The following is a 12,710-nucleotide window of genomic DNA, read 5'->3' on the forward strand; positions in this document are numbered from 1 at the left end:
GTGGCCCGTCGCCGCGCGCACTACCGTGGTCGCATGCACGCGATCGACCTCAACGCCGATCTCGGCGAGACGGTCCGGGGCGAGCCCACGGCCGACGACGCCGCGATGTTCACCGTGGTCTCCAGCGCCAGCATCGCGTGCGGCGGTCACGCCGGAGACGACGCCTCGATGCGCGTGGCGGTGGCCGCGGCCGAAGCCGGAGCCGTCGCGGTGGGGGCGCACCCGTCGTTCCGCGACACGGCGAACTTCGGTCGCGTGCGCATCGATGTCGGCGCCGCCCAGCTGCGTGCCGACGTCACCGCGCAGCTCGACGCGCTCGCCGCGGCCGGGGCCGACATCCGGTACGTCAAGCCGCACGGCGCCCTGTAACACGCGGTGTCCGCCGAGCGGGCGGCGGCCGAGGCCGTGGCGGCATCCGTCGCCGAGCTCTCCGCGCGGCTGGGGCGGGCCGTGCCGGTGCTGGGGCTCGACGGCGAGATCGCCGTGGCCGCGGTGGCGGCAGGACTCGCGTTCGTGCGCGAGGCGTTCCTCGACCGCGGCTACCGTGCCGACGGCACGCTCGTCGCCCGCGGCGAGCCCGGAGCGCTGCTGCACGACGCCGCGGAGGTCGCCGAGCGCGCGGTGCGCCTCGCCGTCGAGGGGACGGTGGTGGCCGTCGACGGCACGGTGGTGGTGACCGATGCCGCGTCGCTCTGCGTCCACGGCGACTCTCCGGGCGCGGTGGCCATGGCCCTCGCCGCGCGACGGGCGCTCACCGCCGAAGGCGTGGCGGTGCGCGCGCCGTGGTGAGCCCGCCGCGTATCCTTCCCTTCGGCCGGGCGGCGCTGTTGGCCGAGGTCGATTCCCCCTCCGCCGCCCGCGACCTGCACGCCCGGCTTCACGCGTCCCGCCCCGCCGGCGTCGTCGACGTCGTGCCCGCGGCGCGCACCGTGCTCGTGCAGGTGGACCCGGCGGTGCTGTCGCTCGCGGCGGCCCGCACGTGGATCGCCCACGCGCCGCCGGCTCCGACCGCGACGGTGGATGCCGGTGAGGTCGTGGTGCCGATCCGGTACGACGGCCCCGACCTCGCCGAGACCGCCGAGGCCCTGGGCGTCACCGTGGACGAAGTCGTGCGCCGCCACCGCGAGGCGAGGTGGACGGTCGCGTTCACCGGCTTCGCGCCGGGCTTCGGCTACCTCGTCAGCGACGACTGGCCCTTCGACGTGCCGCGACTGCCGACGCCGCGCACGCGGGTGCCCGCGGGCAGCGTCGGGCTGGCCGGCGGCTTCTCGGGCGCCTACCCCCGCGCGACACCCGGCGGATGGCGCATCATCGGCCACACCGACGCGACGCTGTTCGACCCCGCCGCGGCATCCCCCGTGCTCCTGACGCCCGGTCGCCGCGTGCGCTTCGCCCCCGCCGCCCCCGCCCCGTCGCTGAAACCGCATCCGGTGGCCGAGACAGCGGAAACTTCCCCACGCCTCGGCCGTCAGATGCGGTCTCACGGGGAGCCGGCCGCCGTGGAAGTCGTGGCGCCTGGCCCGCTCGCGACCCTGCAGGACCTGGGACGTCCGGGTCACGCGGCCGAGGGCATCGCCCGCTCGGGCGCCGCCGACCGCGGGGCGCTGCGCACCGCGAACCGGCTGGTCGGAGGCGACGAGCGCGCCGCGGCGATCGAGGTGACGATGGGTGGATGCCGGCTGCGCGCCGCCCGCGACCTCGTCGCCGTGGTCACCGGCGCGTGGGGCCCGATCGCGGTGGCCGGGCGCGCCGTTGACCCGTACGTGCCTTTCCCGTGGCCGGCGGGCGAAGAGCTGCACGTCGAACGGTTCACGGCCGGGGCGCGGGCGTACCTCGCGGTGCGGGGCGGGTTCGACGGCCCCCGGGTGGCCGGCTCCCGGTCGACGGACGTGCTCGCCGGGCTGGGACCGGCCCCGCTCGCCGCGGGCGACGTGCTCGCGCTCGCCGCGGACGCCGCCGGCGACATCCCGCCGCTGGACCTGCATCCGTGGGGGCCGCCCCCAGCCGGGGTGCTCGAGCTCGACCTCGCGCCCGGCCCCCGCGCCGACTGGTTCGCGCCGACGGCGCTTCACACCCTGTACGAGACCACCTGGACCGTCACCGCCGATGCCGACCGCGTCGGCATCCGCCTCGACGGACCCGCCCTTGCCCGCCTGCGTTCGGGGGAGCTCCCCAGCGAGGCCATGGTGCCCGGCGCTCTGCAGGTGCCTCCGGGCGGGCGCCCCACGATCCTCGGCGTCGACGGCCCGGTCACCGGCGGTTACCCCGTCATCGCCGTCGCGACGGATGCCGCCCTCGACGCCCTCGCCCAGGCCCTGCCGGGCCGCCAGGTGCGCTTCCGGCACGCGCGCCCCGTCCGCTGACGGGCGCTTCCCCCGCGCCCCGCCACAGGAGACCTCCCCGGCACAGGACGCATGCCGCCAGAACGTCCTGTTTGCGCGATATCTCCTGTTCCGAGCGCAACCCCGGCGCCTGACATCCAGCCGGACACCAGGTTCACCCCCCAGAATCAGAGGGATGCCGCGCGGTTATACCGCAGCATGCACACCTCGTCAAGAATCCGGCTGGACATGGCGCGTCGTGCGGCATATAGTTGTTCTTTGCGCTCCCTTCCCCTTGCCCTCATATGGTGGTCGGCTGTGCCTGCGTTCCCCCGCTTCACCGCGGCGTGCGGTCGTCAGGCTTCGGGATTCGAGGGGAGCACTCCACCTGACGACAAGGAAAACGAGCCCTTCCCGGGCCCACGGAGGTAATCCCCTTGGCTGCTGCGCGCAACGCATCCAACCCCACCACCAACCTCAAGAACGGACGCGGCGCATCCCGCCTGTCGTTCGCGAAGATCTCCGACACGCTGGAGGTCCCCGACCTCCTGGCGCTTCAGACGGAGTCCTTCGACTGGCTCGTCGGCAACGACGCCTGGAAGGCCCGCGTCGCCGACGCGCAGGCCCAGGGCCGCACCGATGTCCCCGAGATCAGCGGTCTGGAGGAGATCTTCGAGGAGATCTCGCCGATCGAGGACCTCGGCGAGACGATGCAGCTGTCGTTCACGAACCCGTATCTCGAGCCCGAGAAGTACTCGATCGAGGAGTGCAAGGAGCGCGGCAAGACGTACGCCGCCCCGCTGTACGTCGAGGCCGAGTTCATGAACCACCTCACCGGTGAGATCAAGACCCAGACCGTCTTCATGGGCGACTTCCCCCTGCAGACCGGCAAGGGCACGTTCATCATCAACGGCACCGAGCGCGTCGTCGTCTCGCAGCTCGTGCGTTCGCCGGGTGTCTACTTCGACAAGACGCCCGACAAGACGTCCGACAAGGACATCGTCTCCGCTCGTGTCATCCCCAGCCGCGGTGCCTGGCTCGAGTTCGAGATCGACAAGCGCGACCAGGTCGGCGTGCGCATCGACCGCAAGCGCAAGCAGTCCGTCACGGTGTTCCTGAAGGCCCTCGGCCTTTCCAGCGAGGACATCATGGCGGAGTTCGCCGGGTTCGACTCCATCGAGGAGACGCTGTCCAAGGACACGATCCTCACGAAGGAAGACGCCCTCCGCGACATCTACCGCAAGCTCCGTCCGGGCGAGCAGGTCGCCGCCGAAGCCGCCCGCGCGCTGCTGGACAACTTCTACTTCAACTCCAAGCGCTACGACCTGGCGAAGGTCGGTCGCTACAAGATCAACCAGAAGCTGGGCCTGGACAAGCCGCTGAGCGACTCGGTGCTGACCGTCGACGACATCGTCGCGACGATCAAGTACCTCGTGCGCCTGCACCGCGGTGACGCCACGTTCGACGGCATCCGCAATGGCCAGCCCGCCGAGATCCGTCTCGACGTCGACGACATCGACAACTTCGGCAACCGTCGCATCCGCGCGGTCGGCGAGCTCATCCAGAACCAGGTCCGCACCGGTCTGTCGCGCATGGAGCGCGTCGTCCGCGAGCGCATGACCACGCAGGACATCGAGGCGATCACGCCGCAGACCCTGATCAACGTGCGCCCCGTCGTCGCCGCGATCAAGGAGTTCTTCGGCACGTCGCAGCTGTCGCAGTTCATGGACCAGAACAACCCGCTCGCAGGGCTCACCCACAAGCGCCGCCTGTCGGCGCTGGGCCCCGGCGGTCTGTCCCGTGAGCGTGCCGGCGTCGAGGTCCGTGACGTCCACCCCTCGCACTACGGCCGCATGTGCCCGATCGAGACCCCGGAAGGCCCGAACATCGGCCTGATCGGCTCGCTCGCGTCGTTCGCCCGCATCAACGCGTTCGGCTTCATCGAGACGCCGTACCGCAAGGTCGTCGATGGCCGGGTCACCGACCAGATCGACTACCTCACCGCCAGCGAGGAGAGCGACTACATCGTCGCCCAGGCCGGTGTGGAGCTCGAGGAAGACGGCGCCTTCGCCGACGAGCGCGTGCTCGCCCGTCGCGGTCAGGGTGGCGAGGTCGACCTGTTCCCCGCCGACGAGATCGGCTACATGGACGTCTCGCCGCGCCAGATGGTGTCGGTCGCGACGTCGCTCATCCCCTTCCTCGAGCACGACGACGCGAACCGCGCCCTCATGGGTGCGAACATGCAGCGTCAGGCCGTCCCGCTGCTGCGCAGCGAGTCGCCCGTCGTCGGAACCGGTATGGAGGGCTACGCGGCCATCGACGCCGGTGACGTCGTCACCGCCGAGAAGTCCGGCGTGGTCATGGAGGTTTCGGCCGACGTCGTGACCGTGCAGCTGGACGAGGGCGGCACGCAGGACTACTTCCTGCGCAAGTTCGACCGCTCCAACCAGGGCACCAGCTACAACCAGCGCGTCATCGTCTCGGCGGGCGACCGCATCGAGGCCGGCGAGGTCATCGCCGACGGCCCGGCGACGGAGAACGGCGAGCTCGCGCTCGGCAAGAACCTCCTCGTCGCGTTCATGACGTGGGAGGGTCACAACTTCGAGGACGCGATCATCCTCAGCCAGGACCTGGTGAAGGACGACACCCTCTCCTCGATCCACATCGAGGAGTACGAGGTCGACGCCCGCGACACGAAGCTGGGCAAGGAGGAGATCACCCGTGACCTCCCCAACGTCAGCCCCGAGCTGCTGAAGGACCTCGACGAGCGCGGCATCGTCCGCATCGGCGCCGAGGTCCGCCCCGGCGACATCCTCGTCGGCAAGGTCACGCCCAAGGGCGAGACCGAGCTGAGCGCCGAGGAGCGTCTGCTGCGCGCGATCTTCAACGAGAAGAGCCGCGAGGTGCGCGACACGTCGCTGAAGGTTCCCCACGGCGAGCAGGGCACGATCATCGCCGTCAAGGAGTTCAACGCCGAGGACGGCGACGACGAGCTCGGCTCGGGCGTCAACCGCCGGGTCGTGGTCTACATCGCCCAGAAGCGCAAGATCACCGAGGGTGACAAGCTCGCCGGCCGTCACGGCAACAAGGGCGTCATCGCGAAGATCCTCCCCGTCGAGGACATGCCGTTCCTGGCGGACGGCACGCCCGTGCAGGTCGTGCTGAACCCGCTCGGCATCCCCGGTCGAATGAACTTCGGCCAGGTGCTCGAGCTTCACCTCGGCTGGATCGCCCAGCAGGGCTGGAAGGTCGAGGGCACCCCGGAGTGGGCAGCCAACCTGCCGCAGGAGGCCTTCGAGGCAGCCCCCGGCACGAAGGTCGCCACCCCGGTGTTCGACGGTGCGTTCGAGCAGGAGATCGCGGGTCTGCTGGATTCGACCCTGGTCAACCGCGACGGCGAGCGTCTCATCGACTCCACCGGAAAGACGCTGCTGTTCGACGGCCGCTCCGGAGAGCCGTTCCCCGCCCCGATCTCGGTCGGGTACATGTACATCCTGAAGCTGCACCACCTCGTGGACGACAAGATCCACGCGCGCTCCACCGGCCCGTACTCGATGATCACGCAGCAGCCGCTGGGTGGTAAGGCACAGTTCGGTGGCCAGCGCTTCGGTGAGATGGAGGTGTGGGCCCTCGAGGCCTACGGCGCCGCCTACGCGCTGCAGGAGCTCCTCACGATCAAGTCCGACGACATCGTGGGCCGCGTCAAGGTCTACGAGGCGATCGTCAAGGGCGAGAACATCCAGGAGCCCGGCATCCCCGAGTCCTTCAAGGTTCTGATGAAGGAGATGCAGTCGCTCTGCCTGAACGTCGAGGTCCTCTCGGCAGACGGCACGGCGGTCAATCTCCGCGACGGCGACGACGAGGCGTTCCGCGCCGCGGAGGAGCTCGGAATCAACATCTCCACCCGGTTCGAGTCGACGTCGATCGACGAGATCTGACCCGGACGATCCCGAGGGGCCGCCCTGCGGCCCCTCGATCACCGAAAACTTTCTGAGACACAGGAGAACTAGTGCTCGACGCAACATCTTTCGATGAGCTTCGCATCGGTCTTGCCACTGCCGACGACATCCGTCGTTGGTCCTTCGGCGAGGTCAAGAAGCCCGAAACCATCAACTACCGCACGCTCAAGCCCGAGAAGGACGGCCTCTTCGGCGAGCAGATCTTCGGTCCCTCCCGCGACTGGGAGTGCGCCTGCGGCAAGTACAAGCGGGTCCGCTTCAAGGGCATCGTCTGCGAGCGCTGCGGCGTGGAGGTCACCAAGAGCTCCGTCCGTCGCGAGCGCATGGGCCACATCGAGCTCGCCGCTCCCGTGACCCACATCTGGTACTTCAAGGGCGTTCCCTCGCGCCTCGGGTACCTGCTGGACATGGCGCCGAAGGACCTCGAGAAGGTCATCTACTTCGCCGCCTACATGGTCATCTCGGTCGATGAGGACGCGCGCCACCGCGACCTGCCGACGCACGAGTCGAACCTGCGCCTGGAGATGAAGAACCTCGGCGACCGCCGCGATTCCCGCGTCGCCACCCGCCTGGCGAAGCTGGAAGAGGAGCTCGCCGCGCTGGAAGCGGAGGGCGCCAAGGCCGACCAGAAGAAGAAGGTCAAGGATGCCGCCGAGAAGGAGATGGCATCCATCCGCAAGAACTTCGACGAGCAGATCTCGAAGCTCGAGCGGGTCTGGGAGGAGTTCCGCACCCTCGAGGTCGGAAACCTGAAGCAGGAAGACGACGTCTTCTACGAGCTGCAGGACCGCTTCGGCCAGTACTTCGAGGCGCACATGGGCGCAGAGTCCATCAAGCGTCGCCTGGAGGAGTTCGACCTGGCCGCTGAGGCCGAGAACCTGCACCTGCAGATCTCCGAGGGCAAGGGTCAGCGCAAGATCCGCGCGATCAAGCGCCTGAAGGTCGTCAACTCGTTCCTGTCGACGGGCATGAGCCCGGCCGCCATGGTGCTCGACGTCGTCCCGGTGATCCCGCCGGAGCTGCGCCCGATGGTGCAGCTGGACGGTGGCCGCTTCGCGACCAGCGACCTGAACGACCTGTACCGCCGCGTGATCAACCGCAACAACCGCCTGCGTCGCCTGATCGATCTCGGTGCCCCCGACATCATCGTCAACAACGAGAAGCGCATGCTGCAGGAGGCCGTCGACGCGCTGTTCGACAACGGCCGCCGCGGTCGTCCGGTCACCGGTACCGGCAACCGTGCGCTGAAGTCGCTGTCCGACATGCTCAAAGGCAAGCAGGGCCGGTTCCGTCAGAACCTGCTCGGCAAGCGCGTGGACTACTCGGGCCGTTCGGTCATCATCGTCGGACCCCAGCTCAAGCTGCACCAGTGCGGTCTTCCCAAGCAGATGGCGCTGGAGCTGTTCAAGCCGTTCGTCATCAAGCGCCTGATCGACCTGGGTCACTCGCAGAACATCAAGGCCGCCAAGCGCGCCGTCGAGCGCACCCGTCCCGAGGTCTGGGACGTGCTCGAGGAGATCATCCGCGAGCGCCCCGTGCTGCTCAACCGTGCGCCGACGCTTCACCGCCTCGGCATCCAGGCGTTCGAGCCGCAGCTCGTCGAGGGCAAGGCCATCCAGCTCCACCCGCTGGTGTGTGCCGCGTTCAACGCCGACTTCGACGGTGACCAGATGGCCGTGCACCTGCCGCTGTCGGTCGAGGCCCAGGCCGAGGCCCGCATCCTGATGCTGGCGTCGAACAACATCCTGAAGCCGTCCGACGGCCGCCCGGTGACCCTGCCCTCGCAGGACATGATCATCGGCCTCCACCACCTGACCACGGTCAAGGAGGGCGCCACCGGCGAGGGTCGCGTGTTCGGCTCCGTCGGCGAGGCGATCCTGGCCAAGGACGAGGGCACCCTCGACCTGCAGGCGAAGGTCCGCATCCGCATCCGCGGTCTGTCGTTCCTCGAGGGCGAAGCGCCCGAGGGCTACGAGCGCCACGGTCTCGTGGACGCCTCGCTCGGCCAGGCGATCTTCAACGACACCCTTCCCAAGGGCTACCCGTTCGTTCGCGAGCAGGCCGACAAGGGCAAGCTGTCGCAGATCGTCAACAAGCTGGCCGAGGAGTACCCCAAGGTCGAGGTCGCAGCTTCGCTGGACCGCATCAAGGATGCCGGCTTCTACTGGGCCACCCGTTCGGGTGTCACCGTCGCCCTCAGCGACATCCTGACGCCGCCGAACAAGGCCGAGATCGTCGCCGGCTACGAGAAGCAGGCCGCGAAGGTCACCGCGCAGTTCGAGAAGGGTCTCACCACCGACGCCGAGCGTCGTCAGGAGCTCATCAAGATCTGGACCGAGGCGACCGACGAGGTGCAGAAGGCCATGCGGGACAACTTCCCGGCCGACAACACCATCAACCGCATGGTCAGCTCCGGCGCCCGTGGTAACTGGCTGCAGATCCGCAACATCGCGGGTATGCGAGGCCTGGTGAACAACCCCAAGGGTGAGATCATCCCGCGTCCGATCATCTCCTCGTACCGCGAGGGTCTGTCGGTGGCGGAGTACTTCATCGCCACGCACGGTGCCCGTAAGGGTCTGGCCGACACCGCCCTGCGTACCGCCGACTCGGGTTACCTGACCCGACGCCTGGTGGACGTCTCGCAGGACGTCATCATCCGCGAGGAGGACTGCGGCACGAGCAAGGGCCTGGAGTTCACCATCGCGGCCCCCGGTGCCGACGGCACGCTGCGTCGCGACGAGAACGTGGAGAACTCCGTGTTCGCCCGCACGCTCGCCGCCGACGTGGTCGACGCCCAGGGCGCGATCGTCGCCGCTGCCGGTGACGACGTGGGCGACGTGCTCATCGACAAGCTGGTCGAGGCCGGCGTCGAGACCATCAAGGTCCGCTCGGTGCTCACCTGCGACTCCGCCGTCGGCGTGTGCGCGAACTGCTACGGCCGTTCGCTGGCCACCGGCAAGATCGTCGACATCGGCGAGGCGGTCGGCATCATCGCCGCCCAGTCGATCGGTGAGCCCGGCACGCAGCTGACGATGCGTACCTTCCACACCGGTGGTTCGGCCTCGGCCGACGACATCACGCAGGGTCTGCCCCGCGTGCAGGAGCTGTTCGAGGCGCGCACCCCCAAGGGTGCATCGCCGATCGCAGAGTCCGCCGGACGCATCACGATCGACGAGACGGACAAGGCCAAGAAGGTCATCCTGACGCCCGACAACGGCGACGAGCCGCACGTCTACCCCGTGCTCAAGCGCGCGACGCTGCTGGTCGAGGACGGCCAGCACGTCACGGTCGGCCAGCCCCTGCAGGTCGGCACGCTCGACCCCAAGGAGGTCATGCGTGTCATGGGCGCCCGCGAGGTGCAGAAGTACCTCGTCAACGGCGTGCAGGGCGTGTACCGCTCGCAGGGTGTGCCGATCCACGACAAGCACATCGAGGTCATCGTGCGCCAGATGCTGCGCAAGGTGACGGTCGTCGACCACGGTGAGACGACGCTGCTTCCGGGTGAGCTGGTGGACTTCAAGCGCTACCAGAACATGAACCGCGAAGCGGTCGCCGAGGGCAAGCGTCCCGCATCGGGTCGCCCCGAGCTGATGGGTATCACGAAGGCGTCGCTCGCGACCGAATCGTGGCTGTCGGCCGCATCGTTCCAGGAGACCACCCGCGTGCTCACGCAGGCGGCGATGGAGGGTCGCAGCGACCCCCTGGTCGGTCTCAAGGAGAACGTCATCATCGGAAAGCTCATCCCCGCCGGAACGGGACTTGCGAAGTACCGCAACGTCGCCGTCGAGGCGACGGAAGAGGCCAAGAGCGAGCGGTACCCCAACCGCATCTTCGCCTCGGACGGCACGTACAGCGATGCCGACCTGAGCTACGTCGATTTCGACAGCTTCTCGACGGACGACTTCACGCCCGGCACCTACAACTGATGCGGGTGGGGCCGCTTCGGCGGCCCCACCGCCCCGCGCAGTGACACCAAGCGCCCCCGGTTCATTCCGGGGGCGCTTCGTCGTCCGCGCGCCCATGGCGCCGCACCGCCGCCGACGACTACCGTGGGCACGGAGGTGACCATGTCCAGGAGGGGTGAGCGCAGCGCGTGGCTGGCGTGGACGTTCGGCATCCTGAGCGCGGGGGTGGTGGCGGGCCTCGTGTGGCTGGCGTGGCCGGTGCTTCCGGCCGTCGTGAACGCCGCCGGTGACACGCTGGGCGGGCAGAGCGCCGAGGCCGGTGATGAGGAGAACCTGTCGGAGGGTCCCGCCGACTGCCGCAGGCTGTACTCCGATGCGCTGTGGGCGGGCCTGTCGTGGGAGCCCGGGTCCGATCTGGTGGAGGACCGCTCCGGGCCGGCTGTCACGGCCGGCGACCTGGTGGACTCCGTGGCCCCGGAAGTGCGCTTCACGTGCACCTGGACCTCCGAGACGGGCACCATCGTCACCACTCTCGCCGACGCCGGCACCGACGCGGGGGAGCTGGCCCAGTCGATGCTGCCCGGCCTCGGCTACGGCTGCGCAACGGTGACGGACGACCGGATGCGCTGTACGCGGGCGGAGGGCGACGTCTTCGAGACCCTCGAGCTCGGCGACGGCCGATGGCTGTCGACGGTCGAGACCGCATGGCATCCCGAACGCTATGCCTCCCGCGTGGCCGAGGCGGTCTGGCGCGACTGAGCTCGTCGCTGCCGCATCGAGGCCGTGTCTGAAGGCATCGGCGCACCGAGTCCGACACACGACGGCACGCCTGCGCGGCCCCGGCCGGTGTGGGCGTTAGCCTCGGCACTGCGGTGGCACGTGTCTCCGCAGGAGGAGTGCATCCCATGACCGACCCGAAGTACGGCGAGCCGGTGGAGGAACCCACCTCGGTGGACGACGTCGTCGGACGCGCCCACGAGGGTCTGGCCGAGGCGGAAGCCGCCGGCCGCGATGCCACCGCCGAGGGCTACCCGACCGACTCCGCGTCGGCACCGTCCGCGACGGAGCCCGCCGCGTCGGAGCCCGTCGCGGCGACCGACACCCGCGACCCGCTGTCGCCGGACTACGAGCCCACCGACGACGACTACGCTGCCGCCGGCTACGACCCGGCCGAGCCTGTGGCGCCGGTGCGCGACATGACCGACGCCCAGCCGGCAAGCTCTTCGGGCTACGACGCCGCCCAGAGCCCCGTCTACGACGTCTCCGAGGTTGTCGCGGCCGAGCGTGTCACGACGTACGACGCGCCCGAGACCACCGCCTCTGGCGCTTCTGTCGCTGACGAGTACCAGCCGCCCGCCGCGGTGCCGTACGACTCGCCCGTCCTCACCCAGAGCGAGCCGGCCGTCGGCTTCGCCGGCAGCCCGCAGCCGATCTTCGTGCAGGCGCCCGAAGCGCCGCGCCCCCGCGGCAACCGCGGCGCCGCAGGTGCCATCGGCCTCGTCGCCGCCGTCGCCTTCGCCGTGCTGTACCTCGCCGCGTGGCTGGGCTTCGGTGCGATCGAGGGCGAGGTCACGGCCGAGAGCCTCGTCGACGTGACCCTGGACATCCTCGTCACCTGGGCGTTCTGGGTGCCCGTCGTGGTGTTCTTCCTCGCCTTCTGGCTGCTGGGCGCCGTCATCAACCGCGGCCGCTGGGCGCACTGGGTGATCTTCGGTCTGCTCGTGGGCTTCGCCTCGTACGGCGGACACCTGCTGGGGCAGCTCTTCCAGGCGCCGTTCTGGCTGCTGAGCCCGAGCGAAGCGCGCGACCTGGTCGACGAGCAGCTGCTGGTGCCGCTGGCGGCCGTCGCCTTCATCCTGGGACGCGAACTGACCATCTGGTTCGGCGCGTGGGTGTCCGCGCGCGGTCGGCGCGTCACCGAGCTGAACGCCGAGGCGCAGCGCGAATACGAGCGCACGCTCGAGGCCGGGCCGCAGCTGTACCGCCCCTGATGCCCGAGCGCGAGGGGATGGCGCCGGCTACGGCGATCGTCTTCGCGCTGGTCGGATACTTCGCACTCCTCGTCTGCGGGCTGGGCGTGACGAGCCTCGTCAGTAACAGGAGCGTGCTCGTGGCGCCCGGCGCCGGGCCCATTCCCGGCGTCGTGGGCGCGGCGGTCTCGATCGTGGCAGTCGCCCTCGTGCTGGTCATCACGCTGCGGGCGCCGCGTCCGTCGTACGGCGTCGCGGCACTGACCGCGCTCATGGCGTTTCTCGGCTACGTCCTCGGTCTCGTCATCGGGGTGGTGGTCGCCGGTGTCGACGCGGGGCTGCTGGCAGCGCTGACGGGGAGCTTCGTGCTGTCGTGGTTCGCCGTCGTGGTCGCCGCCGTCGGAGCGGTCGCGGGGTGGGCCGCCGTCGCACTCGTGCGCACGCGGGCCGACCGGCCCCGCTGGCCCTGGGAGAACGACGAGGACGAGTGAACACGGGGCGGATCGCCACCGCCGCGGCGGGGCGATCAGTGCGCCCGGGGCCGCGGCAGGCGAG

Annotated in this window: 6 protein-coding genes and 1 pseudogene; all 7 read left to right on the plus strand. The window is 69.7% G+C overall.

Features of this window, described 5'->3' with window-relative positions:
• The first annotated feature begins 33 nt into the window (after positions 1-33).
• The 7 genes and pseudogenes from pxpA to QNO21_RS01635 all read left to right on the plus strand — a co-directional run bounded on the left by pxpA (position 34) and on the right by QNO21_RS01635 (position 12,646).
• Positions 34-789 (plus strand): annotated as a pseudogene (pxpA, locus tag QNO21_RS01605) (5-oxoprolinase subunit PxpA).
• Positions 786-2,363 carry a 5-oxoprolinase subunit B/C family protein gene (locus QNO21_RS01610; protein WP_257519919.1) on the plus strand — a complete coding sequence of 526 codons (1,578 nt, stop codon included), beginning with the start codon at positions 786-788 and terminating at the stop codon, positions 2,361-2,363. Before pxpA ends, QNO21_RS01610 begins: the two are co-directional and overlap by 4 nt.
• 395 nt (positions 2,364-2,758) lie before the next feature.
• Complete coding sequence (gene rpoB, locus QNO21_RS01615) at positions 2,759-6,259, plus strand: DNA-directed RNA polymerase subunit beta (RefSeq protein ID WP_257516707.1); 3,501 nt, start codon at positions 2,759-2,761, stop codon at positions 6,257-6,259.
• Positions 6,260-6,330: 71 nt separating this feature from the next.
• Positions 6,331-10,206, plus strand: coding sequence for a DNA-directed RNA polymerase subunit beta' (gene rpoC, locus QNO21_RS01620; protein WP_257519920.1), 3,876 nt, complete (start codon positions 6,331-6,333; stop codon positions 10,204-10,206).
• A 141-nt stretch (positions 10,207-10,347) separates the two neighbouring features.
• Positions 10,348-10,944, plus strand: a complete 597-nt coding sequence (locus tag QNO21_RS01625) for a hypothetical protein (protein WP_257519921.1) — start codon at positions 10,348-10,350, stop codon at positions 10,942-10,944.
• A 146-nt stretch (positions 10,945-11,090) separates the two neighbouring features.
• On the plus strand, positions 11,091-12,176 hold the full coding sequence (locus QNO21_RS01630) for an ABC transporter (protein WP_257519922.1): 1,086 nt from the start codon (positions 11,091-11,093) through the stop codon (positions 12,174-12,176).
• On the plus strand, positions 12,176-12,646 hold the full coding sequence (locus tag QNO21_RS01635) for a DUF6121 family protein (protein ID WP_257519923.1): 471 nt from the start codon (positions 12,176-12,178) through the stop codon (positions 12,644-12,646). Before QNO21_RS01630 ends, QNO21_RS01635 begins: the two co-directional genes overlap by 1 nt.
• Positions 12,647-12,710 lie beyond the last annotated feature (64 nt).

The organism is Microbacterium sp. zg-Y818 (assembly GCF_030246905.1).
GTDB lineage: Bacteria > Actinomycetota > Actinomycetes > Actinomycetales > Microbacteriaceae > Microbacterium.

What these genes read in the sequence shown, in the direction of transcription:
- QNO21_RS01625 (WP_257519921.1), top strand. Translation starts at nt 10,348, where the DNA reads ATGTCCAGGAGGGGTGAGCGCAGCGCGTGGCTGGCGTGGACGTTCGGC.
- QNO21_RS01635 (WP_257519923.1), top strand. Translation starts at nt 12,176, where the DNA reads ATGCCCGAGCGCGAGGGGATGGCGCCGGCTACGGCGATCGTCTTCGCG.
- QNO21_RS01630 (WP_257519922.1), top strand. Translation starts at nt 11,091, where the DNA reads ATGACCGACCCGAAGTACGGCGAGCCGGTGGAGGAACCCACCTCGGTG.